The sequence below is a fragment of the Holophagales bacterium genome, from assembly GCA_016699405.1.
Lineage (GTDB): Bacteria > Acidobacteriota > Thermoanaerobaculia > Multivoradales > JAGPDF01 > JAAYLR01.
This window is the reverse complement of record CP064972.1, coordinates 980,060-1,004,883: the sequence shown is the minus strand read 5'-3', so window position 1 is coordinate 1,004,883 and position 24,824 is coordinate 980,060. Positions and strand designations below refer to the sequence as shown.

Here is a 24,824-nt window from a genome sequence, read left to right as displayed (position 1 = left end):
ATGTCCGAGACCATCGGTTTCTTCGACCAAGTCTGCCAGAACTTCGACCGGGCTGCTGCATTGACCCGGCACGATCCGCATCTGCTCGAGCAGATCAAGGTCTGCAACAGCGTCTACCGGATGGCTTTCCCGATCGAGAAAGACGACGGCTCGATCGAGGTCATCCACGCCTGGCGCGCCGAGCACAGCCAGCACAAGACGCCGACCAAGGGCGGGATCCGTTACGGCCTTCTGGTCTCCGAGGACGAGGTGATGGCGCTCGCCGCGCTGATGACCTACAAGTGCGCCATCGTCAACGTGCCGTTCGGCGGCGCCAAGGGCGGCGTGCGGATCGACCGGGCCAAGTACTCCGATCGGGAGCTCGAGCGGATCACCCGGCGCTACACCTACGAGCTCTTCCGCAAGGGGTTCATCGGACCGGCGGTCGACGTTCCCGCGCCGGACTACGGCTCGGGTCCGCGCGAAATGGCCTGGATCGCCGACACCTACCAGGCGCTCGCCCCGAACGACCTCAACTCGCTCGCCTGCGTCACCGGCAAGCCGGTCGGCCAGGGCGGCGTCCGGGGCCGCAAGGAGGCGACCGGCCGCGGCGTGGCCTACGGCATCCGCGAGGCCTGCGCGGTCGCCGAGGACATGAAGGCGCTGGGGCTCACGCCGGGTCTCGCCGGCAAGCGGGTGGTGGTCCAGGGGCTCGGCAACGTCGGCTACTTCGCCGCGAAGTACCTGGCCGAGGCCGGCGCGATCCTCGTCGGCCTTGCCGAATACGAGGGAGCGATCGCCAATCCGAACGGCCTCGACCTCGACGCGGTTTTCGCCCACCGGCGGGAGACCAAGTCGATCCTCGGCTTCCCCGGCGCCACGGACATCCGGCGCTCGGTCGAGGCGCTCGAGCTGCCCTGCGACATCCTCGTGCCTGCCGCGCTCGAGAACCAGATCACCGGCGAGAACGCCCCACGCGTTCAGGCCAAGATCATCGGCGAAGGGGCCAACGGCCCGTGCACCGCCGAGGCCAGCGCCATCCTCGAGCAGCGCGGCGTCCTGGTCGTCCCGGACATGTACCTCAACGCCGGCGGAGTCACGGTCTCCTACTTCGAGTGGCTGAAGAACCTCGAGCACGTCGCCTTCGGCCGCATGGCCCGGCGCTTCGAATCGGGCGTCAACCACAAGCTGCTGGCCGCAGTCGAGCAGCTGACCGGCAAGCGGCTGAGCGATGCCGAGAAGGCCGCCTTCGACGGTCCCGACGAGCTCGCCCTGGTCAACTCCGGCCTCGAGGAGACGATGGTGAACTCGTACCACGAGATCCGCGAGACCCGCCTGCGCACCCCCGGCAAGCCCGACCTGCGGACCGCCGCGTTCATCTGCGCGGTGGACAAGATCGCCACCACCTACGGGGAGATGGGCATCTTCCCCTGATCACCCCGCAGAGCGCCGACGTCCTTCGAGGGCCGGGGAAACCCGGCCCTCGCCGTTTTCTTGCCATGCTCCCGGGTCAGGGCGTCGCGAAGCGCGAAAGGCGGACCGGAAGGCGGCGCTCCCCCCACGTCCCTGCCGCTTCCGCCCACCGCCCCGCGAGCGGGGTGCCGCACTTCGGGCAGTTGCCTTCCCGGCCGAGGCTCCAATGCGTGAGGCGGAACCAGTCACGCCCGATCAGCGTTTCGCCGCAGCCGGCGCAGCGCGTCTCGCCCCCGGCGGCGTCGTGGACATTGCCGGTATAGGCATGGCGGACCCCGTTGCCGAGGGCGATCTCCCGTGCCCGGATCAGCGTGCCCGCCGGAGTCGGCGGGCGGTCGACGAGCTTCCAGTCGGGATGGAAGGCGGTGAAGTGCACCGGCACCTCCGGACCGAGCTCGGCGACGATCCACTTCGTCATCGCGTCGATCTCCCCGTCGGAGTCGTTGAGACCCGGGATCAGCAGGTTGGCGATCTCCAGCCAGACCTCCGTCTCGCGCCGCAGGTAGACCAGGGTGTCGAGCACCGGCTGCAGCTCCCCGCCGCAGATCTCGCGATAGAAGCCCTCGGAGAAGGCTTTGAGGTCGACGTTGGCGGCGTCGATCTCGGCGAAGAGCTCGGCGCGCGGTCCCGGGCAGATCTCGCCCGCGGTCACGGCGACGGTCTTCACCCCGCGTGCGTGGCAGGCCCGGGCGACGTCGATGGCGTACTCGTGGAAGATCACCGGATCGTTGTAGGTGAAGGCGACGCTCGTGCAGCCGAGCTCGACGGCCGCCCGCGCGATCGTCTCCGGGGCCGCCTCGTCGGCGAGGCGATCGACGTCCCGCGACTTCGAGATGTCCCAGTTCTGACAGAAGCGGCATGCCAGGTTGCAACCCGCGGTGCCGAAGGAGAGAACCGCGCTGCCGGGATAGAAGTGATGGAGCGGCTTCTTCTCGATCGGATCGACGCAGAAGCCGCTCGAGCGCCCGTAGGTGGTCAGCACGACCGCGCCGTCGAGCGCCGCGCGGACGAAGCAGAGTCCCCGCTGGCCGTCGCGCAGGCGGCAGAAGCGCGGGCAGAGATCGCACTGCACGCGGCCATCGTCCAGACGGTGCCAGTGGCGCGTCGGTACCGTGTGGCGATCGCGAACGCCGGGGGTGTCCATGGCGGAGACCTCCCCCCTATTCTGCGCCTCGATGGCCCGGGGGATCTTTCCTCAGGCGGGCGGCGTGGCTCGCAGGCGCGTGGCGACCTCGATCAGTCGCGCCACAACCCGGCGGACGGCAGCCGTTGCGCGCTCGTCGAGCAGGGCACCGTCTGGCGAAAACGCCGCCTGGGCCCGCGGCAGGACCACTTGCTCCGGGATGGCAAGAACCTCGAGCTCCTGCAGGATCGCCCGCAGCGCGGTGAGACTCCGTGCACCGCCGAGCGGACCGGGCGAGGCGGCGAGAAGCGCCGCGGGCCGGCCGGCGAGCGAGGCGAAGCGCCGTTCCCCGGGCAGCGCGCGCGACGCCCAGTCGAAGGAGTTCTTGAGAACCGCGGTCACGCAGGCATTGTGCTCGGGCGAAGCGACGAGGAACCCGTCGTGCGTCGCCATCGCCTGCTTGAGCTGGATCGCACCCGACGGGAACCCCTCCTGCTCTTCGAGGTTCGGGTCGTAGAGCGGCAGGGCGAGCTCGCCGAGCGCCAGGCGGGTGACCGACGCCCCTGCCCGCTCCGCCTCTTGCGCGGCCAACTCGAGGAGGCGCCCGTTGAGCGAGGCTCGGCGAAGGCTGCCGTGGAAGGCGAGGAGTCGAATCGGATGGGGCATCGGGATCTCCGGGTTGCAGACAAGCCAACCTCACCGCACCCGGAGGAATTCCCGCCGCCCGCCTCAGCCGACCGCGAGCGCGCGGTCGGCCTTGGCGGCAAGAACGAAGTCGCTCTCCGTCAGGCCGTCGATCTTGTGGGTCCAGATCGTCAGGCGCACCTTGCCCCAGGCGAGGTGGACGTCCGGGTGGTGCCCCTCGCGCTCGGCAAGCTCCCCGACGCGGTTGACGAAGGCGAGCGCCGAGACGAAGTCCGGGAAGGGATACTCCTTCTCGAGGTGGTGGACGTCGACCGCCCGCCAACCGTTCGGCCCGAGGTCAGCCAGCAACCGCTCGACCTCCGCGGCCGGGAGTGGCGGCACCCCGCCTCGGCACGGGACACAGGCACGGTTGGCGAGATCGCAGCTCTCCATCGGGACACCTCGGCTTTCAGCCCTTCTTCTGCAGACGCGCGACGAGCGTCGCCACGGCGGCGCGTGTCTCGTCGCTGAACCAGTCGTCGAGGAAGCGATCCTGGGCCGCGGCGTCGAGGTCGTCAAGGGCACCCAGGACACCGGCCCGCAGGAGCTCCCGGGTCCGCAGCATCGGCCCACGAGGCAGCGCGAGCAGGCCGCGGCACCAGGAGAGAGCGCGGGCAACCACCTCGGACGGCAGCGCGAGCTCGTCGACGAATCCGCTTGCCAGCGCCTCGGCGGCGAGAATCAGGCGACCAGAGACCGCCAGACGCTCTGCGACGCGCCCGCCCACCCGCTCGCGCAGGGCGGCGAGGATCGGCGACGGCACGGTCAGCCCCACCTGCACCTCGTTGAGCCCGATCTTGAACTCTCCCTCGGCCATCACCCGGTAGTCGCAGAAGAGGGCGAGCACGGCGCCGCCGGCCGGGCTGTGGCCGGTGATGGCCGCCGCGACCGGCACCGGCGAGGCGGCGATCGAGCGCATCAGGGCAAAGAAGTCCCGTACCACCTCGACCATCGCCGGACGGTCGAGCGTCGCGAGCCGCGGCACGTCGAGGCCGCCGGAGAAGATCCCCGGCTGACCGGAGAGCACCAGCGCCTCGGCTTGTCGGCTTCCCTCGTCGATCGCGTCGCGTAGCGCGGCGATCAGCTCGGGCGAGAGCGCGTTGACCGGCGGATGTGCCAGGCGCAGCTCGAGGATCGCTCCATGTTCCAGACGTTCGAGCATCGGCAGGCCTCCCGGCGAGGATCCTAGCCCGGATCGCCGCGGCCTCCGGCGAGGGACCGCCTCGAAGCGGCATTCGCCGAGGAGAGCTTCGCGCCCCCTGGCCCCGCGGCCCGCCAGAAAGGCGAAGGCCCCGCCGACGTCGCGGGGCCTTCGAAAACATCACCGGCGGCCGAGTGGATCGCCGGATCTCATCTGGCTCCTGGGGAGGGACTTGAACCCCCGACCAATCGGTTAACAGCCGATCGCTCTACCACTGAGCTACCCAGGATCGGGTCTCGGCTCGCGCCGAGCGTTCAATCTTAGATTCCGGCCCGGGGCTGCGTCAACGCGGTGCCCGGAGCCGGCCCTTCTCACATCGTGGTGTCCAGGAACGGCTTGAGCTTCGAGGCACGGGTCGGATGGCGGAGCTTGCGCAGCGCCTTCGACTCGATCTGCCGGATCCGCTCGCGGGTGACGTTGAACGAGCGGCCGACCTCCTCGAGGGTGTGCTCGGCGCCGTCCCCGACACCGAAGCGCATCCGCAGGACGAGCTCCTCGCGCGGCGTCAGCGTCTTGAGCACCCGACCGGTCTGCTCGCGCAGGTTGGTGAAGATCACCTGGTCGAGCGGCGAGACCGCCGACTTGTCCTCGATGAAGTCGCCGAGATGCGAATCTTCCTCTTCGCCGATCGGCGTCTCGAGGGAGATCGGCTCCTGGGCGATCTTCATGATCTTGCGCACCTTCGAGGCCGGCAGATCCATCCGCTCGCCGATCTCCTCGGCGGTGGGCTCGCGGCCCAGCTCCTGGACCAGCGAACGGCTGGTGCGGGTGAGCTTGTTGATCGTCTCGATCATGTGGACCGGAATGCGGATCGTCCGCGCCTGGTCGGCGATGGCGCGGGTGATCGCCTGGCGGATCCACCAGGTGGCGTAGGTCGAGAACTTGTAGCCGCGGCGGTACTCGAACTTCTCCACCGCCTTCATCAGGCCGATGTTGCCTTCCTGGATGAGGTCGAGGAACTGCAGGCCGCGGTTGGTGTACTTCTTGGCGATCGAGACGACCAAGCGGAGGTTGGCGACGATCAGCTCCTCCTTGGCCTTCTCGCACATCGCCTCGCCTTCGCGGATCTTGCGAATGGTGCCGGCCACCTGGTCGTGGCTGGTGCCGTAGCGCTCGTCGATCTCGGCGAGGCGCACGCGGTACTTCTCGATGCGCCGCTTGTGCAGGTCGCGCAGCTCGCGGTTCGACTCCCGGTCGAGCGCCGTCATCGCCCGGCGGATGTCCTGCTCGAGGCCCGAGAACTGGCGATCCAGGTTCTTGAGGAAGTCGACCAGCCGATTGCGGACCTGGACGGTGAAGTCGATCGAGCGGATCTCCTGCGAGATCTTGCCCACCACGCGGTCGATCTCGCGGTCGATCTCCTGGAAGCGCTGGCCACCCTCCTTGTACTTCTTCTGGAGCTTGCGCTGCTTCTGGATCTCGTGGTCGAGCTTGGCGATCTGCTCGAAGATCTTCAGGTTGCGCTTGATGCGGTCGGCGGCCTTCGGGTCGAGCGGCTCGTCGGGGTCGCTGCTGGCGATGAGCTCGCGCAGCACCTTCTTGTCCTTGGTGGCGAGCTCGTTCAGGCGCAGCAGCTCGCGCAGCACCACCGGGTTCTCGCAAAGCGCCTCGTAGATCAGCCACTCGCCGTGCTCGATGCGCTGGGCGATTTCGACTTCGCCCTCGCGGTCGAGCAAGGGGACGGTGCCCATCTCCCGGAGGTACATGCGCACCGGGTCGTTGGTCTTCTCGTGCTCTTCGAGCGCGAAGTCGGCGAGCTCCTCCGTCTCCTTGCGGTCGAAGTCGCTGATCGGCGTCGCCTCGACCTCTTCCCGGTTGAGGTAGCGGTCGGGCCGGTCGATGACGTCGATGCCAAGGTCGGTGAAGCGCTGGTACAGCTCGTCGACCTCGTCGGGCAGGCTGACGAGCTCCTCGGGCAGGAGGTCGTAGATTTCGTCGTAGAGCAAGTAGCCTTTGCCGCGCCCGAGCTCGACGAGCTGGCGAACGGACACGTACTTGTCTTCAATGTGCAGGATTCTGGCAGCAGGGGTCACGCGCGCGCTCCTCGTCCTCCGTCACCGGAGGGCGGTCGGTCGGCCACGGGTGCTGGAGGGGACCGCTCTCAGGTCGGTTCCTCCCGGCGATTCGTCGGCTGGAGGGAATGGAGGTCGCGGCTGAGCCGGCTCTTTTCGGCCAGGAGGGCTCCGAGGCGAGCAGGGTCTCCCTGCCGTTCCGCCTCGCGGATTTCGCTCGCCAACTCCCGCATCCTCTGCTTCTGCCAGCGGCGTCTGAGATTCTCGAGGGACTCCTGGAGCCGTCCCCCAACCTCAGGGCCATCGGGTCTTTCTAGCAAAAGTCGGGCAAGGCGGTCAACGTCCGCACCTCCAGCGGAGAGGGCCCCCATCACCTCTCGGAGATCCGGCACCCGCCCTTCTCGCTCATAGAGAGCGCGAAAAGCGCTGAAAATATTCCGGCAGACCGGATCCAGGAAAACCTCCGGGCCCGGAAGCGCCGCCAGAGCCACCCCCGCGGCGAGCGGGTCGAGCAGCAGGGAAAGAACTTCCTCCTCGTGGGAGCGGATGGCGCTCGGCGGCGTCGCTCCAGCCGGCGAGGCCGCCAGCAGCTCCTCCTTGCCGACCCCGAGTCGCCCCCAGAGCAGGTCCGCCGGCACGCCGAGACGATCGGCCGCGAGGCGACCGTAGCTGTAGCGGAGCACTGCATCGGGGATCGGCTTGAGCATTTCGGTGACCGCCGCGGCGGCCTTCGCCCGCACCTGCGGCTCGCGGTGGGCGTCCGGAGGAACCAGCCGGTCGATCTCCAGGAGCACGAGGTCCGGGGCATCGGTGAGCAGCTTGCCGAGCGCCGCGTCGCCGGCCGAGAGCCGCAAGGAGTCCGGATCCTGTCCGGCGGGCAGACGGATGCGGCGGACGGCGATCCGCTCGGCGAGGAGCAGCGGGAGCGCGCGGCGAGACGCCGTCTCGCCGGCCTCGTCCCCGTCGTAGGCGACGACCACCTGCTCGACGTAGCGCGCGGCGAGACGCACCTGGTCGGCGGTCAACGCCGTGCCCATGCTGGCCACCACCGCCTCCTCGCCGCTCGCCGCGACGGCCAGCAGGTCGAAGTAGCCCTCGACCAAGATCAACCTTCCCCCCTCGCGGGCCTTCCGCTTGGCGAGATCGAGCCCGTAAAGCAGGGTCCCCTTGCGGAAGCGCGCCGTCTCGGCGGTGTTGAGGTACTTGGCCTTGTCGTCGCCGAGGGTGCGACCGCCGAAGCCCACCAGGCGGCCGCCGGCGTCGCGGATGGGGAAGATGAGGCGGTGGCGAAAGCGGTCGTAGGCCTCGCCGCCCCCTTCGGGTCGCGACACCAGACCGGCCGCTTCGAGCTCGGCGACGGGGAATCGCGGCGAGAGCGCGCCGAGGAGACCTCGCCAGCCGTTCGGTGCGTAGCCGAGGGCGAATCGGCGGACCAGCTCGGCCGGAACGCGACGCCGGGCCAGCAACGCTTTCGCGTCCGCGGAGCGTTCGAGCTCGCGGGTGAAGTACTCGGCGGCGGCGAGCAGCGCAGCCTCGAGCGACGGCTCCTCGTTCGAGCGTTCGCCCCGTCGTCCGGGTGCGACCGTCGGCAGCGGCACTCCGAACCGGCGGGCCAGGCTCTCAATGGCCGCCGGGAAGTCGTCGCCCGACATCGCCATGTGAAGGCGGATGGCGTCGCCGCCGGCGCCGCAGCCGAAACAGTAGAAGAGCCCCTGCTCGGCATCGACCGAGAACGACGGCGTCTTCTCCTTGTGGATCGGACAGAGGCCGCTCCAGCGGCGCCCCGCCTTGCGCAGCTTGGTGTGCTCGCCGGCGATCGCGACGATGTCGGCCGCTTCGCGAACGGCCCGCACGAGGTCGGGGGTGAGATGGACGTGAGAGATCGCCATGACGGGGCGCCAGGGACTCTACGCCAGGCGACGCCGAGGGGCCGCCGGGCGGAGGGTCGCGGCTCGCCTCAACCGCGCAGGGTCACCACGGTCGCCCCGTTTCCCCCTTCGTTCGGGGCCCCGGGGCGCTGCGTCGCCACCAGCGGATGGGCGCGGAGGTGCTCGCGAATCGCCTGGCGCAGGCGACCGCTGCCGTGCCCGTGGACGATCCGCACCTGCGGCAGGTTCGAGCGCACGGCGCGATCGAGGTACTCGTCCACCGCGTCGAGGGCCGGTTCGACGCGTTCGCCGATCAGCTTGAGCTCGGCGGCGGTCTCCTGGGTCTGCAGGTCCGGCTGCGGCGCGCGCGGAGAGCGCGTCGCGGGAGCGCTCCCGCCGCCCCCACCCGCCTGCGCCGCGAGCTCCGCGACGGAACAGCGCAGGCGCTTGCCTCCCACGGCGACCTCGGCCTCGTCCCCGACCAGCCGTTCGAGCCGGCCGTTCCAGCCGAGCGCCCGGTGGCGAACGCGATCGCCCACCCGCAGGTCGCCGCCGACCGGTTCGTCGTCGACCTCGAGCCGAGGGGCCTCGGCAAAGAGGCGTTCCACGGAGCGCTCCGCCAGGCCGCGCCGGCGACCCTCCTCCCAGGCCGCCCGCATCTGCTCCACCTCGGCTCCCAGCTTGGCGACCGTCTCGCGACGGAACCGTTCGAGGTCGCGTCTGAGCCCGAGCGCCAGCTCACGGCGCTCGGCGACCGCCGCGGCGAGCTCGGCGGCGAGCCGTGCCCGTTCCGACTCCGCCGCGCGCGCTTCGCGGCGCGCACTTTCGGTTGCTGCCGTGAGCTCCTGTCGCGTCCGCTCGATCTCCCCGAGCAGGCGTCGCAGGTCGCGGTGCTCCGGCCCGAGCAGGTGCTCGGCACGATCGAGCCACGCGCTCGGCAGGCCCAGGCGGCGGGCCAGGGCGAGCGCCTCGCTCCCGCCCGGTGGCCCCGGCAACAACCGGTAGGTCGGCCGACCCGACGCCGGGTCGAACTCCATCGCCGCGCAGCCAGCGCCCGGCAGTTCCAGGGCGGCGGCCGCCAGGCGGGTCAGATGCGTGGTGATCACCGAGAGCGCGTCCGACTCGAGCAAGCCCTCGAGAAGCGAGACGGCGAGCGCCGCTCCCTCTTCGGGATCGGTTCCCGAACCGAGCTCGTCGACCAGCAGGAGCGCATCCGCACCGCGCGCCTCCCAGACCTCGGCGAGGCGGAGCAACCGGCCGCTGAAGGTCGAACGATCGGCGAGCATCTCCTGTTCGTCGCCCACCGCAGCGACGATGCGGGTGAAGCGCGGCACTGCGCTGCCGGCGGCGGCGGGGATGGGCAGACCCGCGAGCGTGGCAACCGCCAACAGCCCGGACGTCTTGAGCGCCACCGTCTTGCCGCCGGCGTTCGGCCCGGTCACCACCAGGGCGCGGCGGCTGCCGCCCAGCTCGAGCTCCAGCGCCACCGCCTCGCCGCGATGGCCGGCACTGCCCAGCACCCGCTCCCGCAGCTCGGCGAGGCGCGGGTCGAGAAGAGGATGGCGCGCTGCCCGCAGACGCAGCACACCGTCGTCGGCAAGCTCGGCCAACCGTGCGCCGGTCATGCCGGCGAAGCGATGACACGCCTGGAGGAGATCGAGCAGACCGAGGAAGCCGGCCAGCCGTTCGATTTCGGGAGCAGCGGCCCGAAGCTCGTCGAGCAGCTCGGCAAAGAGGCGCGCCCGCTCGGCCTCGTCTTCCTCGACTGCCGACTGCAGCGTGTTGTTCGCCTCGACCACCTCGAGCGGCTCGAAGTAGAAGCTGCGCCCGGTCCCCGAGCGCCCGTGCACCAACCCCGGGAGACGCCCCTTGGCTCCGGCCTGGAGCATCAGCATGAGCCGCCCGCCCCGCATCGGCACCGTCTCTTCGCTCAGCTCGTCGCGGAAACGCTCGCGGATCGCCGAAAGCTCGCCGTAGAGCTGGTCCCGGGAGCCCTGGATCCGGCGGCGCAATACGCCGAGCAACGGGCTCGCGTCGTCGCGCACGGTCCCGCGCCGATCGAGCGTGCGCTCGATCCGGCGGATCCAGTCCGACGGGTCGGGAAGCCCGGCGGCCAAGCCGGCGAGCTCGTCGCACGGCGGGTCGGCCGCCTGGACGCGATCGCTCGCCGCCGCCGCCACTCGCAAGAGCGAGCCGAGCTGGAGGACGTCGGTGCCGACGAGGGGGGGATGGTCCGAGAGTAGCCGCGGCACGAGTAGCTCGACCCCGTCCCCCAGACCGGGGACCAAGGGGCCGTCGAGCAGCAGGCGGCCGGTCTCCTCGAACGCCGCGCGGCGGGCCAGCAATCCACTCCAGGTCGGTGCCGGCGCCAGGCGCTCGACTCGGCGTGCCCCGAACGGCGTCTCGGCGAGCGCCGACAGCAGGCGGAGGAAGCGGGGCCATTCGAGCGCCTCGGACGAGGCGGACGAGAGTAGCGGCGAAGGGATTGGCGAGGCTTCGGACATGGAAACGGGGTACGACGAGGGGGAACGGGGTGACGGTGCGCGGGGCTCAAACGACAGCGGGAACGGAACCCGAAGGCCCCGTTCCCGCAAGACGACGGTCGCTCGATGGCCGATCAGGCCAGACCGAGACGCCGCTCCTCGCTGAGCTTGCGGGCCATCTTCTTGCGGGCCTGGACCGCCTTGCGCTTGCGCTTGACGGAGGGCTTCTCGAAGTGCTGGCGCTTCTTGAGCTCGGTCAGGACGCCAGCCTTCTCGCACTTGCGCTTGAAGCGGCGCAGCGCGTTCTCGAAGCTCTCGTCCTCACGCACGTGGACTACGGGCATCGCCTAGATCACCTCGATTCACCCTGCGGATCCGGCAGGCTTCGCCTGGCGGCCCCCAAAGAGGGGAACGATCATTTTCTTCCGGCGTCCCGGCGCTGTCAACCGCGATGGCCTCGCGGAGGCATGTCGGCCGCCCACGAGGATCCCGTCTCGGCGGGGTCGTCAGGCGCCGGCCATCCGCCACCGCCCTCGCGTGAGGCGCTCTCGCAGGGTGGCTCACCGGACCCGTTCCACCTCCGCTACGCTGGCTCTAAGTTCTTGAACAGGCGCGGCTTGGCGGACAGCGCGGCGCCTTGACAGGGGTGCGAAGCGGGTCCGATAATGCGAGGTTCGGAGCTTCTCTGAGCCCTGACTCACCGGCGGAGGTTCGTGATGCCGCGTCCTGAACAGCTCGAACAGGTCAACCGCCAACTTGCATCCCACCTCGAGGGGATCGTCGACGAGCTGCGACGCACGGTCCTCGCGAAGTTGAAGGAAGCGAACGCCTCCGCCTTCGAGCGGCTCGGCGACATCCGTGCCGACCTGCCGGCGCATCTCGTCGCTCCGGAGCTGCTCGACGACATCGCTGCGACGCTCGCCCCGCCGCCACCCGCCCCGATCGCTGTGCGCTCCACCTCGGCCGACCTGGTCGCGGCGATCCGTCGCGTCGACGGGGCTGGTACGCAGACCGAGTTGCTCGAAGGGTTGCTCGACGGCGTGCGTCGTTTCTGCGATCGCTCGGCGCTCTTCATCCTCGCCGAACAGGGTGTCCGGGGATGGGCAGCGGCCGGATTCGGCTCGGGCCTGACGGCGCTCGACGACTTGAGCCTCGCTCCCGGCACCGCGCTCGATCGCCTTGCCCAGGCGCACGGGGCCCTGCCCCTCGACCGCGACGAGTGCACCGCGCTGATCGGCGCCATCGACGGTGAGCCGGCAGTCGACGGGGCCCTCGTGCCGCTCGTCCTGCGCGACCGGCTCGCGGCGGCGCTCTACGTCGATTGCGTCGCCGACGGTCACCCGATCGACCTCGCGGCGGTGCAGGCGCTGGGGTTCGTCTCGGCGCAGGCGCTCGAGCTGCTCGGCCTGCGCGAGCGCACCGCCACGCCGACGCTCTACGCGGCCGACGACGAGGGGGCTCCGAGTCCCCTGCCGTTGTGGAGCGAGACCGGCGAGGAGTCCGAGCACGAGGCGGTGGCCGGAGCCCCGGCCATCGAAACTTCCTGGGACGCCGAGCCGGAGCCCGCCGAGCCCGAGCCCGTCGAGGCCGAGCCGGCGATCGAGCTCCCACCCGTCGCGATCGCCGAGGAGCCGCCGGCTTTCGTCGTCCAAGCTCCCGAGGCACCCGCCCCGTCGTGGGGCGCCGAGCCGCCCCCGGCCACGGCCGACGATTTCCTCTTCTCGACTCCGGTCGAGGTGGAGCCGTCCCCCTTCGCGAGCCCGAGCGCGGCGCCCCCCGCGCCCGAGCCCATCGCCGCCGCACCGGAGCCCGAAGCTCCCGCAGCCTTCGAGCTGCCGCCGATCGACGCGCCCACCGACACCTGGGAAACCACCAACGACGACACCGCGGTCGCCTCGGTGACGGTCGCCGAAGCGGGCGAGTCGTGGAGTGAGCCGGTTTTCGAGCTCGCCGCCGAGGAGCAGCAGGTCTTCGAGCTGGTCAACGACGAGCCGGCCGCGTCCGAGCCGGCCTTCGAGCTGGCGCCGATCGACGAGATCGCCGGAAAGGTGACGCCGTTCGCCACACCCGAGGCCGACGCTCTCGCCGAACCGCGGGCCACGGGCTTCGAGCGTCCGATCGAGGAGACGACCGCTCCCCTCGCTTCCCAGCCTTTCCCCTGGAACAGCCAGGCGTCGACCCAGCAGGTTCCGGTCGTCGCTCCCCCGCCGGTACGCGCCGATCTCAGTGAGGACGAGACGGTGATGATTCCGCGCTCGAGCCTGCCGGCAAACGCCCAGTCCATGTCGCCGTTCGCTACCGGCCCGACGCCGAGCCCGGTCGCTCCTCCGGTCCTGGGCGGCTGGCCGGCCGGCGACCGGACGGCCAGCGGTCGCGGGCCCGCCGAGGTCGTCCCGCCGACCGATCTCCAGGGGCCCGGCTGGGCCTTCAGTCCCGCCCGGCCGTCAGCCACCAGCGGCAGCGACGAAGCGTTCCACGAAGAGGCGCGACGCCTGGCGCGCCTCCTGGTTTCCGAGATCAAGCTCTACAACGAGGAGCAGGTCGAGGAAGGGCGTCGTCACAAGAACATCTATGCGCGATTGAAGGAGGACATCGACCGCTCGCGCCAGCTCTACGACGAGCGGGTCCACGAGCGCGTGCGGTCGAGCACCGACTACTTCCAGCAGGAGTTGGTGCGGAACCTCGCCGGCGGCGACCCGAGCGCGCTCGGTCGGTGAGGCCATGCGCAAGCCGGTCCTGATCGCCTCCTGGGCTGCGGGAGCCGTCGCCGCCGCCCTGGTCGCGGCGACCGGCCTGGTCGGCTCCGATACCCCGCCGATCGCCACCAACGCTCCCGTCGTCGACCCGGCGGGAACACCCGCCGACCCGACCGCCGACCGCGAGCTCGCCCGGGCGTTGCGCCAGGGAGACTGGAAGGCGGCGCTACGTCGACTCGAGCCGACACAGACCACCGGGGAGCCGGCGGGAGGCCGGGCGAGGCTCCTGCTCGGCTTCGCTGCGCACGCCAAGGGCCGACTCGCGGATGCCGAACGTTGGCTCGCCGGGGCCGGCGGTGCGACGGCGGCGCTCTCGGGCTTCGGCGATTGGCGCCTCTTCCTCCTTGCCGACGCCGCGGCCAGTCAGGGACACCGGCCGGTCGCCATCGCGGCGCTCGACGAGCTCATCGCCGGGTTCGCCGCGACGCCGTTGCGTTCCCAGGCCTACCTCAAGCTCGCCGAGCTGCTGGCGGCCGACAGCAAGAGCGCCCAGGCCGTCGCCTGGATCGCCGCAGGACGCGCCGCCGGTGCGACCGGCGAGCCCGCCGTCCGTCTCGAAGCCCTCGCTTGGGCGCTCGGACGGGAGCTCGGCGACCGCGCCGTCCAACTCGAAGCCGCCCGTCGCTTGCTGGTGATGGCCCCGCTCGAGGCGGCGCGCCTGGACGTCGCCGCCGCCTTCCCGGGCGGGAACTGGATCGGCACGCTCGGCCCCGAGGAGCTCGAGCGACGCGCCGAGAGCCTGCTGGCTCTCGAGCTCGCGCCGAGCGCCCTGCAAACCCTCGAGGCGATTCCTGCCACGGCGCGCGACGCCCGCTGGTCGACGCTCAAGGCCCGGGCGCTGGTGGCCGACCATCGCGCCGCCGAGGCGTGCGAGCTCCTCGCGGCGGTGCCCGCGGAGGGAGCCGCCGAGCGACTGCTCCTCGACTGGACGCGCGCCCAGGCCGCTGCCGCGGCGGCGACCGCCGAGCGGGGTCGCAACAACCCCCCGGCGAGCGTCCGGGCGCAGTATCGGCGGCTCGAGGAGGAGCTGCTGCAGCGCGCCGCGGCACGCGCCGTCGCCGATCCCGCCCTCGGGCGGCTCGCCCTTCGGGCGCTCTATGCCAACCTCGAGGCCGACGACCGGATCGAGGAGGCCGTGGCCACCCTCGTCCGGCTTCGAGCTCTCGACCCGACCGACACCACCGGGGCGCGACACCTCTGGGAGCGCGGCTGGCGCGAGTTCCGCGGACGGAACTTCACCGGCGCCGTCGGCTTCTGGGCGCAGTTGCACGATCTCTACCCGAAGTCGGCCTACGGGCGGAGCGCCCGCTACTGGACGGCGCGGGCGTTCGCCCGGCTCGGCGACAAGAGCCGCGCCCAGGAGGTCTTTCGCGAGGTCGCCGCCGGTCGGCCGGTGGATTTCTACGCTCGGCAGGCCGCCAGCCGCCTCGAGGCCCGCGGTGCGCTGCCGCCCGACGACGAGGCGAGTGCGCGCGAGCCCTGGCCGGAGGACGCGCGCCTGGGCCGGGCTCGGCAGCTCACCGACCTCGGCCTCGACGAGCTCGCGCTCGCCGAGATCGAGCTGCTCACCGGCACGGTCGACCCACGCAGCGAAACGGCCCTGCGTGGCGTGGTCCTGGCGCATCAGGGCGAACGGCGGGAGAGCCTGCGCCTGCTGCGTCGCGCCTTCCCCCGGCTCGGTACCGCCTTCCAGGCCGAGGTGCCGCGCGAAGCGATCGAGCTCTTCTACCCGCTCGACTACGGCGACACGATCCGCCGCCTGGCGACCGCCGCGCGGCTTCCGGCGCCGCTCGTCTTCGCCGTCATCCATCAAGAGAGCGCCTTCGACGCCCGGGCGAAGAGCCGCTCGGGCGCCCGCGGGTTGATGCAGGTCATGCCGGCGACCGGCCGGGAGCTCGCGAGGCGGATCGGCATTCCCTACTCGCTCGCCCGGCTCGACGAGCCCGAGACCAGCGTCCGGCTGGGAACCACCTACCTGCGCCAGGTGCTCGAGATGTTCGGCGGCAACGTCGAGCTGGCGCTCGCCGGCTACAACGGCGGGCCGAACCGCATCCTCTCGTTGTGGCGGCACGCCGGCCCCCAGCCCGAGCTCGACTCGTTCCTCGAAGACCTGTCCGTCGAGGAGTCGAAGAACTACGTGAAAAGGATCCTCGTCCTCGCGGATGGCTATCGCCAGCTCTATCCTTCGCTCGGATGAACTGTCTTCCCCGCCGACCACGCTGGCGACGGGTGCTATAGTGAAAGCTCGCGGCGGCCAACGGCCGTGTCGCCGCCATGGGTCCATAGCTCAGCGGTTAGAGCACCCGGCTCATAACCGGAGGGTCCCTGGTTCAAATCCAGGTGGGCCCACACCGCCGAGTCACCCGGCCGACTTGATGGAAGCCGACTCGCAGCCACTCCCCGCTTCCGCCGCCGCTCCGGCAGTTCCTTTCCGAGCTCCCGCTCGATCTCCATCGCCTCGTTCGCTGCGGTGCGGCCTCTCGCCGTGCCGGGCCGGGGCTTCAGGATGCCCGAAATGACCAGCCCTCTGGAAGTCGTCGTCGCACTGCAGAACAACCTTGTGGAAGCCCGGGCCACGGAGACGATCCTCTCCGGGCTCCCCGAATGGATGACCGAGCTCCACGCCGAGTACAGCAAGGCCAAGGGTGAGGTCGACGCCTTGCAGGCCGTCGCGGAGACCGCCGGCAAGGAGCGTCGCGATGCCGAGACGGCGATCGCCGAGAGTCAGGAGAAGCTCAAGCACTACCAGCAGCAGATGACCCTGGTGCGCAACCAGCGCGAGTACGGCGCCCTGTTGCAGGAGATCGACCACGCCAAGGTGGCGCTGCGCAAGCTCGAGGAGCAGGCGCTCGCGGCGGTCGAAAAGCTCGAGGGGGCCGAGCGCGAGGTCGCCTCGCGGCGCGAGGCGTTCGCCGACCTCGACCGTCGCTACGCCGAAGGGCTCTCCCGCTGGGAGCAGGAGAAGCCCCAGCTCGCCGCCAAGCTCGCCGAGCTCAAGAGCCGCATCGACGGGCTGCGCGAGCAGCTGCCCAAGCCGGTGCTGCGCCAGTTCGAGCGGATCTTCGAACGCCTCAAGGGGGACGCGACCGCCCCGGTGCGTCGCGTCGAGCGCGCCGGCAGCGGCGTGAGCCTCTGGCACTGCGGCAGCTGCCACTATCAGGTGCGCCCACAGGTGGCGATGGAGATCCGCGGCTCCGGCATCATCGTCCAGTGCGAGAGCTGCAAGCGGCTGCTCACCCCGGAGGAGGGGGCTTGAGCGAGCCGGCGGCGCGCGCCTGGGTCGACGGCGGCGCGCGCGGCAATCCCGGCCCGGCGGGTTTCGGGGTGATTCTCGAGCATGCCGGCGGACGGGAAGAGATCGGCGGCTACCTCGGCTCGACGACCAACAACGTCGCCGAGTACGCCGCGCTGGCCACGCTGCTCGGCCGTGCCCTCGAGCTCGGGCTCCCGCGCCTCGAGGTGGCGAGCGACAGCGAACTGGTCGTCAAGCAGGTCGCCGGTGCCTACAAGGTGCGCGCCCCGCATCTCCAGCCGATCTTCCTCGGCGTGCAGGCGATGAAGCGGCGCATCGCCCACTTCCGGCTCCGCCACGTGCCGCGCGAACAGAATCGCGAGGCCGATCGGCTCGCCAACCGCGCGATCGACGAGCGGCTGCCGCTGCCGGGCTGTCTCGATCGTTCGCTCCTGCCGCCGCGCTGAGGCTCGACCGTGCCGCTTGCGATCGCCGACTCGCTCGCCGCGATCGAGGCCCGCATCGCCGCCGCCTGCGCCCGCGCCGGGCGGGCTCGCTCCACGGTCACCCTCGTCGGGGCGAGCAAGGTGCAGCCGGTCGACTCGTTGCGCGCGGCGTTCGACGCCGGCCTCCGCGACTTCGGTGAGAACCGCGTGCAGGAGGGCTTGGCCAAGGCCGAGCTCCTCCCGGCCGAGATCGCGTGGCACCTCCTGGGGCCGCTGCAGTCGAACAAGGTCCGCGCCGCCCTCCGCCTCTACCGCACCTTCCACGCCGTCGACCGCTTGTCGATCGCGCTCGACCTCGAGCGCGAGGCCGCACGGGCCGGGCTCGACGCTCGCGGCTTTCTCGAAGTGAACCTCGGCGCCGAGCCCACCAAGCACGGCTTCGACCCGGACGAGGTCCTCGCCGCCGCGCGCGAGCTCGCCCCCCTCGAGCACCTGCGCCTCGTCGGCCTGATGGCGATCCCGCCATTCGGCGACGACCCCGAAGCTTCGCGCCCCTGGTTCGTCCAACTCCGATCGCTGCGAGACGACGTGGCCACCGCGCTTGGCCCTGAGCGCTTCCCCGGCCTCCTCTCGATGGGCATGAGCGACGACTTCGAAGTCGCCATCGAAGAAGGTGCCACCCACGTCCGCATCGGCACCGCGCTTTTCGGTGCGCGGCAGGTGCGCGAGAGCTCCTGAGGTTGCACCGCTCGAGGAGAGTGCGGCCTTCTCCTTCGATGACTACCGACGCCGCGGCGGGGCGTGACCGGCCGGAATCGTCCAGATCTCGCGGCCGTGAATGCCGTCGTCGGCGAGGAAGTAGAGGGCGTGGTTGGCCGCCGTGAAGCTCGACGGCTGGGAACCGGTGGCGCCGGGGACGACGTCCGCGAGTAGCCGCGTTCCTCCGGGGCTCCCGTCGGAGGTCCAGATTTCCTCGCCGTGGATGCCATCGTCGAAGGTGTAGTAGAGCCGCTCGTCGACGATCGCCAGCGACCCATCCCAGGCCCAACCATACTGCCAGTCTCCGAGCCGGATCGTGCCCGCGGTCGTGCCATCGGTTCGCCAAAGCTCGCGCTGCTGCTGCTCGCTGGTCAGCTCGAAATAGGCGAGCCAACGACCCACGCCGACGAGTGACGGCCCGTAGTCTCCCGGAGCATCCGTCAGACGCGTCGCCTGGCTGGTCCGCGGATCGAAGAGCCAGAGCTCCGACCCGTGCACGGGATCCCACCCATGGAAGAGCAACCCGTTGTCGAACACTCGCGGATACAACCCGGAGAGCATGCTCGGCGGGGCCTCGCTCATGCTCCAGAGCACCTCCACCGCCAGCGACTCTCCACGGCTCCACCGCAGCTCGATGCGCCCGTCGCTGCGGCGGACCGAAAAGACGAGGCCCGAGCCAAAGGTCGATGCCTCGAGGAGTTGCTCTCCGCTGGGCGTCTGGTAGACGGCCCGCGTTCCCTCCTGGGTTCCATCCGTGCGCCAGAGGCCGTATTCCCCGGGCCGAGACGAGCTTGTGCCGAAGTAGAGCGGTCCATGAGCTACCGGGTAGCTGGGGTAGAGGGAGCTCGACCCCTGTCGTGGACCGGCGATCCGGGTGACTTGCCGCGACACGGTGTCGAAGAGGACGAGATCCGCTCCGCCGGCTGCCCAAGCGCTCCAGACAAGCACCCGCTCATCGATCCAGCCCATAAACCAGTCGACCGGCGGAAGCTCCGCGACGAAGGTCGTACCGGCTTCGGTTCCGTCCGTGAACCAGAGGCCTCGCTGGTCGACACCGCTCTGGAGATAGGCGCCAGCACGGGAAGGCGCGGGAATGACTCGTTTCACCTCGGGGCGATCCGGCCTCGCCGGCCCGAACAGCTGAAAGTCCGTGCTTGCACCACGCTCGCGCGCGTGAACGGCGAACGACCAGCACTCGTCCTCCACGAACAGAACAGCGCGTTGCGTAGGGACCACGTCCGGGAGGGAGTTGGAGTAGGTGAGGCTACACCTGTGCTGGGCGCCCTCGAAGACAACCTCTGTTGGCGAGAGACCGTCGGTTGCCACGACGAGATCGCCCCAACTGGGCGGTCCGCGACGGGCGACCAAGTAGGTCGCCGAGCCCTGGGATACCGCAGGCATGATGCCGCCCAGCCCTGGCTTGTCGACCAGAAGATCGCGGGCGAGCGCCCCCGAATCAAGCGCCTCGCGCGCGGCCCAGGGCTCGCAACCGTGCAGGAAGTCTTTGGCCGAGAAGTGCCAGCGGCCCGCGGCCGGGTAGAGCTCGAGGTTGTCCTCGGAAAACCTCGAGCAGCCGAACCGCTGCAGGCCGTGCGCGAGGCGCGTCGACTCCATCGTCGTGACGTCCGTGACCCACAGGCTCTTGCCGCCTCCCGTCTCGCGAGCGGTCCAGAAGAGCCGCGTTCCGAAGGCAACCGGAGTGCCCGGCCTTGCATCGCATTCACCCGCGCAGGCATCGATGACCTTTCGGCCGTCCCCTGAATTCCCATTGGATACCCAGAGCTCGAGGCCATCGTCGTCGGCTCGGGGAAAGAACAGCTTGTCGCCGAGCGCGAAGACCCAGGGATCTGGTTGCCCTGGGCGCTGAGGGAGCGTTTCGACCAGGAGAACGCTGTCGGCACTCCCGTTCGTCATGTAGAGCCCGACCTCGTTTTCGGAGCGGTCGGCCAGGAAGAAGAGGTGCGAACCCAGGAAGGCGAGCGTCGGAGCTCCTTCGGCGCTGGAGTGAATTCGCTGCGAGGACGGGAACTCCCCGGTCCACGCGACCGTTCCGCCGGGCAGACCGTTGCTGTGCCAGATCTGGGTCCGCGGCTCGTAGTCGTACGAAGCGATAAAGGCGATGCCCGTGGCGGACCGGATCGGGCTCGAGATCGACGAAACCTCCGGTGCGTACCAGACGAGCTCGATGCCGCCGACCTTGCCGTCAAGCGCGAGGAGATGCAACGGTCGCTGCCCGGCCGAGGAGAACAGGTGGGTGCCCGAAGCGGCGAATGTCTGCCCGCGCAGGCTCAGCCGGTCCTCCGCGAGAACCGTCCCGGCGGTCATCCCGTCGCTCCTCCACACTTCGTATCGGGTCGTGCCGTCGAGGACGAGGACGAGTCGATCTCCGACCGCGACGAAAGCCGCCACGTTGCTCGTCTCGATTGTCTGATTGAAGACGGCCACACGCTGGGTGCCCGCGCGCGTCCCGTCCGTGCGCCAGAGCTCGTGTCGGTCCGAGTCCGGCTCCAGGCTCGTGAAGAAGAGCTGGTCGCCCAGCACGGTCGCTCTGGTTGCGTTGACACCGCCCGGGTAGGAGAGCGGATTGCCGCGACCGGCAACGACGAGCGAGTAGGTCCCCGCGGCGGTGCCATCGCTGCTCCAGAGCCCAGAGGGCTGCTCGGGCAGACAGCTGTGAAAGCGGAAGAGCGCGACTCCTCCGACGACACCCAAGAGCTCGGTCCGATCGATGCCACCGTCGGAGTCGCAGATCTCGGCGATGGGGAAGGTCCCCTGCGGAGTGCCATCACTGCGCCAGAGCTGGTGGTGGCCCCACTCGCCGGGCAGCGAGCGGGCGGTGAAGACGACCGCGTCGGGAAGTGCCGAATAGAACCAGGGCGTCGACCCGGTGGCCGACGCGAAGTCCTGGTTCAAGTCGGCGAGCAGATGGGCCTCTTCGCCCTCGACCACCGTTGCCGTCAGGAGCAGTAGCGCAACAGCGATCTGCGTGCGCATGGCTCGTCTCCCCCGATGAATACACCTACGGTAACACGACGGAGGCGCCACCCGCCGCGGAGGGCGCACGTTGACTGATGTATCGCAGTACTAGTACAGTAAGTCTCGGACGCGACGCCATGCTGAGCCTCGACCCCAACGACTCGCGACCGATCTGGCGGCAGATCGAGGAGGGGTTCGCGCAGCTCGTCGCCGGCGGGATGCTCGCTGCCGGCAGCGCGATCCCGTCGGTGCGCGAGCTGGCGCGCGAGATGGCGGTGAATCCGGCGACGGTGGCCAAGGCCTACCAGCGTCTGACCGATCGCGGCCTCTTCGCGGTGCGGCGCGGCGAGGGGACCTTTGTCGCCGCGAGCTTGCCCCGTCTTTCGACGCGCGAACGGGAGCGACAGCTCGCCGCGGGCGCGCGGCGCTTCGCCGCGCTCGCCCGCTCGCTGCGCGTCGAGCTCCCGGAGGCCCGCAGCGCGCTTGCCGCGGCCTGGGAGGAAGCGCTTCCCCGTCCCGAAGAGGAGGCCGCCGATGACTGACCCCGTGCCCACGCCGGGTGCTTCTCCGATCTCGATTCGCAGCCTCACGGTCCGCTTCGGAAAGGTCCTCGCGGTCGATCACCTCGACCTCGACATCGCGGCGGGGAGCGTCTACGCCCTGCTCGGGCGCAACGGTGCCGGGAAGTCCTCGCTCCTGCGCGCGCTGCTCGGCCTGCGCCGCCCCGAAGCGGGCCAATGCCTCCTCCTGGGACGCGACCCCTGGCGCCAGAGCGCCGAGCTCATGCAGCACGTCGGCGTCGTCCCGGAGGAGCCGGAAGCCCCGTCCGATCGCACCGTGCGCGCGCTCGGCACCTTCGCCTCGCGGATCTACAAGGCCTGGGACGACGAGCTCTTCACCGCCGCGCTGGCGCGCGAGCGCGTCCCACTCGATCGTCCCTTCGGCAAGCTCTCTCGCGGCCAGAAGACGCTCGTCGCCCTCGCGCTCTCTCCCCGCCCCCGCGTGCTGATTCTCGACGATCCGACGCTCGGCCTCGACCCGGTGGCGCGCCGCTCGGTGCTCGATGCGCTCGTCGAAACGCTCGCCGAGCGGCCGACGACGGTGCTCCTCGCCACCCACGACCTCGACGCCGTCGGACGTTTCGCCGATCGCGTCGGATTCCTCCACCAGGGCCGGCTGCTGCTCGACGAGCCGCTCGAAGCGCTCCGCGCGCGGCATCGCCGCGTCACCCTGCCACTCGACACTTCCAACGAACTTGTCACCGCCTGGCATCCGCTCGGCGAGCGCCAGACCGCGTGGGGACACGAGTGGTTGGTCAGCGCGTTCCCCGACGAGCGGAACGACGAGCTCCAGAGCAGGCAGGAGATTCGCCTCGAGCCGCTTCCTCTCGACGAGATCTTCCGCCTGCAGATCGACGAGCACGAAAGGAGCGCCGCATGAGGGCTGCCGTCGCTGTCTTCCGTGACGAGCTCGCTGCTCGCCGCCGATTTCTGCTGCTCGCGCTGGTGGCCGGGCTGATCCCATTCGCGGCGGTCGGGCTCTATCCCCGCGGAGGCGCCTCACCCGCCGACGTCCGCGGCGCCACGGCCCTGGCGATCGCCGGAACACTCGGCTTTCTGCTCGCGATCGGCATCGGCAGCTCCCTGTTCGCTCCCGAGCTCGCTTCGGGACGACTTCGCTATTGGCTCTGCCGTCCCGTGTCGGCGACCGCGCTCTGGCTCGGACGGAATGCAGCGGCCCTCGTCGCGATCTACGCTTCCGTCCTCCTGGCGCTCTTCCCGACGACGCTGACCGGTGATCTCGGCTGGCACACCATCGACTCGATCTCCATCGCCCACGCCCCGGGGACTCCTCGCGTCTACCTCCTCTTCGCGCTCCTCGCTCTGGCGCTGGTCTTCTTCCTTGGCCAGGGACTGGGCCTCCTCGAGCGGTCTCGCTCACGCTGGCTCGCCTTGGATCTCCTCGGTCTGGCCGCGGTCGGGTCCGCTCTCGGCGCCACGGGGTCACGGCTTTTCTGGGCGGGTGCCCTGGTCACCCGGATCGCCGTCGGCCTGCTCTTCGCGCTGGCACTCCTGCTGGCACTCGTCCTGGCCGGGTTCGTCTCTCTGCGCCGCGGGCGAGCCGATCTCGCCCACACCCACCGGCTCTTCTCGCTGACGCTCTGGTGTGCCCTTGGCCTGGCAACGAGCGCACTCGGCGCCTACGGCTGGTCGACGCTCCACCCCGGCCCCGACCGCCTGCGGCTCGACACGACTCGGGTCATCGCGCCCGCCGAGGCCCGTTGGTTCGCTCTGTCCGGTGGCCTGAGCGGTCGGAGCGATCTCCATGGGCTCTTCGTGTGCGAGGAGTCGTCCGGGGATTGCCGGCACTTGGGGTTCGATGTCGATTCCACCTGGAGGGAGGCCCTGTCCGTCATCGCCGCCCCGTCAGGCAACGCGATGACCTGGTTCGGGCCGAGTGGGGATGGCTACGCGCGTTTCCTTGCCGAGACCCACGACCGAGCTGCACCGATCGCCCTGCAGATGCCCGCCGACCGGGTCGTCGACTCGGCTCTCGCCTTCTCTCCTGACGGAGTGAATCTCGCGACGCTATCCTCCGGCCGCGCAACGCTTCTGCGCACACAGGATGGAAGCGTCACCCGGACGTTCCCTTTGCCCGGGTTCGACCACTTCGGCTATCCGGGATGGGAGTCGCGGTTCGTCGACAAGACCTCGCTCGTCGTCGCGCGTCTCGTCTCGGAAGCCCAGGCGTCGGGATCCCGCTCCCGCTCCCTCCAGGCCCGGCGCATCGACTTCGATCGTGCCTTGATCCGAGACGTCGGTCGCGTCGCCCTGGCGCCGCTCGACGACAACACGATCGGCGGCTACGCGACGTCGCTCTCCCCCCGCGGAGGTCTCGTCGCGATTCGGCCCTGGCTCCGTGACTGGCGAGCGGTGTCCTCGGAGGCGCTCGGCATTTTCCGGGTCGAGCCGGGGATGCCCTCGCTCCTCGCACCCTCGCTCGCCAGCGCGACCGCGCTTCCCACCTGGCTCCCGGACGAGCGCGCCATCTGGACTCGGCGATCTCACGAGGGGCTCATCCTGCACTGGCTCGAGCCCGCCACCGGGGAGGTGCACGACATCGCTCTGCCGGGAGTCGCGCGCTTCGCCGCCGTCGCCGCTCGCGGGGAGGTCCTCGTCGCCAGCGTGAGCGCCGACGCCGAGCCGCCGCTCCCGCCGAATTCTCTGGAGGTCCGCAACCTCGCCGATCCGCGCGGCGCGCCGCTTTCCTGGCGGGCGGTCGCCGTGCACCTTGCCACCGGCGAGATCCGCACGCTCGGGGAGGGTCTGCGGGCGATCCTCCCGGCGCTGCGCAGCGCACCGCTCGGCACGCGCGCGCTCTTCGTCGACGGGCGCGGCCGCGTGGTCGAGATCGATCCGCGGAAAGAGAGCCAGCGCGTCTGGCTCACCGCCGAGCTCGGCGGCTTCGCTCGCGAGTGAAGGAATTCACGCCGCACCTCGGCGTGCGTGCTACAGTCTGGCGTCCCATGGGGCTCGCGACGGGATACGGTTTCGGCCTGCTGCGCCTGCTCTTCGCGCTGCTCGACCTCTACACCTGGGTGATCATCATCCGGGCGCTCCTCTCCTGGGTGAGCCCCGACCCGTACAACCCGATCGTCCGGCTGCTCGCCCGGCTGACCGAGCCGGTGTTGCGGCCGTTGCGCCGGCTCGTCCCCCCGCACAAGCTCGGCGGGCTCGACCTCTCGCCGATGCTGGTGATCCTCGTCATTCAACTTCTCAAGTACGGCCTCGTCTATTCGCTCGCCCTGCGGCCGGCGATCTTCTGAGGAGGC

General features: G+C 70.4%; 19 protein-coding genes and 2 tRNA genes. 11 read left to right on the top strand and 10 right to left on the bottom strand.

Going from position 1 to position 24,824, the window contains the following annotated elements; genetic code table 11:
- Complete coding sequence (locus tag IPJ17_04270; protein ID QQR74811.1) at positions 1-1,413, top strand: Glu/Leu/Phe/Val dehydrogenase; 1,413 nt, start codon at positions 1-3, stop codon at positions 1,411-1,413.
- A gap of 76 nt (positions 1,414-1,489) precedes the next feature.
- Here the strand turns inward: IPJ17_04270 and amrS are convergent, their stop codons facing one another.
- From amrS to rpsU, 9 genes are all read right to left on the bottom strand, one after another.
- Complete coding sequence (gene amrS, locus IPJ17_04265) at positions 1,490-2,596, bottom strand: AmmeMemoRadiSam system radical SAM enzyme (GenBank protein ID QQR74810.1); 1,107 nt, start codon at positions 2,594-2,596, stop codon at positions 1,490-1,492.
- A 51-nt stretch (positions 2,597-2,647) separates the two neighbouring features.
- On the bottom strand, positions 2,648-3,241 hold the full coding sequence (locus tag IPJ17_04260; protein ID QQR74809.1) for an NAD(P)H-dependent oxidoreductase: 594 nt from the start codon (positions 3,239-3,241) through the stop codon (positions 2,648-2,650).
- Between the two features lie 63 nt (positions 3,242-3,304).
- Complete coding sequence (locus IPJ17_04255; protein QQR74808.1) at positions 3,305-3,652, bottom strand: 4a-hydroxytetrahydrobiopterin dehydratase; 348 nt, start codon at positions 3,650-3,652, stop codon at positions 3,305-3,307.
- A 16-nt stretch (positions 3,653-3,668) separates the two neighbouring features.
- Complete coding sequence (locus IPJ17_04250) at positions 3,669-4,421, bottom strand: enoyl-CoA hydratase/isomerase family protein (GenBank protein QQR74807.1); 753 nt, start codon at positions 4,419-4,421, stop codon at positions 3,669-3,671.
- A gap of 193 nt (positions 4,422-4,614) precedes the next feature.
- Positions 4,615-4,689: transfer RNA gene (locus IPJ17_04245), tRNA-Asn, on the bottom strand.
- An 82-nt stretch (positions 4,690-4,771) separates the two neighbouring features.
- Positions 4,772-6,472 carry an RNA polymerase sigma factor RpoD gene (gene rpoD, locus IPJ17_04240; protein QQR76082.1) on the bottom strand — a complete coding sequence of 567 codons (1,701 nt, stop codon included), beginning with the start codon at positions 6,470-6,472 and terminating at the stop codon, positions 4,772-4,774.
- A gap of 89 nt (positions 6,473-6,561) precedes the next feature.
- Positions 6,562-8,361 carry a DNA primase gene (dnaG, locus tag IPJ17_04235; GenBank protein QQR74806.1) on the bottom strand — a complete coding sequence of 600 codons (1,800 nt, stop codon included), beginning with the start codon at positions 8,359-8,361 and terminating at the stop codon, positions 6,562-6,564.
- Between the two features lie 68 nt (positions 8,362-8,429).
- Entirely contained in the window at positions 8,430-10,844 is a 2,415-nt protein-coding gene (locus IPJ17_04230; GenBank protein ID QQR74805.1) for a Smr/MutS family protein, read from the bottom strand.
- A gap of 113 nt (positions 10,845-10,957) precedes the next feature.
- Entirely contained in the window at positions 10,958-11,167 is a 210-nt protein-coding gene (gene rpsU / locus IPJ17_04225) for a 30S ribosomal protein S21 (protein QQR74804.1), read from the bottom strand.
- A 372-nt stretch (positions 11,168-11,539) separates the two neighbouring features.
- Here rpsU and IPJ17_04220 point away from each other — a divergent pair, with 372 nt between their 5' ends.
- The 6 genes from IPJ17_04220 to IPJ17_04195 all read left to right on the top strand — a co-directional run bounded on the left by IPJ17_04220 (position 11,540) and on the right by IPJ17_04195 (position 17,995).
- A complete protein-coding gene (locus tag IPJ17_04220) occupies positions 11,540-13,540 on the top strand; it encodes a hypothetical protein (protein QQR74803.1) in 2,001 nt (666 codons plus the stop codon).
- 4 nt (positions 13,541-13,544) lie between these two features.
- Entirely contained in the window at positions 13,545-15,776 is a 2,232-nt protein-coding gene (locus IPJ17_04215) for a lytic transglycosylase domain-containing protein (protein ID QQR74802.1), read from the top strand.
- A 79-nt stretch (positions 15,777-15,855) separates the two neighbouring features.
- Positions 15,856-15,928, top strand: a tRNA-Ile gene (locus IPJ17_04210).
- A gap of 166 nt (positions 15,929-16,094) precedes the next feature.
- Positions 16,095-16,835 carry a hypothetical protein gene (locus tag IPJ17_04205; GenBank protein ID QQR74801.1) on the top strand — a complete coding sequence of 247 codons (741 nt, stop codon included), beginning with the start codon at positions 16,095-16,097 and terminating at the stop codon, positions 16,833-16,835.
- Positions 16,832-17,278 carry a ribonuclease HI family protein gene (locus IPJ17_04200; GenBank protein QQR74800.1) on the top strand — a complete coding sequence of 149 codons (447 nt, stop codon included), beginning with the start codon at positions 16,832-16,834 and terminating at the stop codon, positions 17,276-17,278. Before IPJ17_04205 ends, IPJ17_04200 begins: the two co-directional genes overlap by 4 nt.
- 9 nt (positions 17,279-17,287) lie before the next feature.
- Positions 17,288-17,995, top strand: coding sequence for a YggS family pyridoxal phosphate-dependent enzyme (locus tag IPJ17_04195; GenBank protein ID QQR74799.1), 708 nt, complete (start codon positions 17,288-17,290; stop codon positions 17,993-17,995).
- 42 nt (positions 17,996-18,037) lie between these two features.
- Here the strand turns inward: IPJ17_04195 and IPJ17_04190 are convergent, their stop codons facing one another.
- On the bottom strand, positions 18,038-21,079 hold the full coding sequence (locus IPJ17_04190) for a hypothetical protein (protein QQR74798.1): 3,042 nt from the start codon (positions 21,077-21,079) through the stop codon (positions 18,038-18,040).
- 50 nt (positions 21,080-21,129) lie between these two features.
- On the opposite strand from IPJ17_04190, the gene IPJ17_04185 reads away from it, so the two are divergent.
- Genes IPJ17_04185 through IPJ17_04170 form a run of 4 tightly spaced genes read left to right on the top strand, consistent with a single transcriptional unit; the run spans position 21,130 to position 24,818 of the window.
- Complete coding sequence (locus IPJ17_04185; protein ID QQR74797.1) at positions 21,130-21,534, top strand: GntR family transcriptional regulator; 405 nt, start codon at positions 21,130-21,132, stop codon at positions 21,532-21,534.
- The gene (locus tag IPJ17_04180; protein ID QQR74796.1) at positions 21,527-22,432 is read left to right on the top strand and encodes an ABC transporter ATP-binding protein; all 906 of its coding nucleotides are present in this window, start codon (positions 21,527-21,529) and stop codon (positions 22,430-22,432) included. Before IPJ17_04185 ends, IPJ17_04180 begins: the two co-directional genes overlap by 8 nt.
- Positions 22,429-24,471 (top strand): hypothetical protein, encoded by a 2,043-nt coding sequence (locus IPJ17_04175; protein ID QQR74795.1) that lies wholly within the window; start codon positions 22,429-22,431, stop codon positions 24,469-24,471. The genes IPJ17_04180 and IPJ17_04175 overlap by 4 nt, the downstream gene beginning before the upstream one ends.
- Before the next feature lie 47 nt (positions 24,472-24,518).
- Positions 24,519-24,818, top strand: a complete 300-nt coding sequence (locus IPJ17_04170; GenBank protein ID QQR74794.1) for a YggT family protein — start codon at positions 24,519-24,521, stop codon at positions 24,816-24,818.
- Positions 24,819-24,824 lie beyond the last annotated feature (6 nt).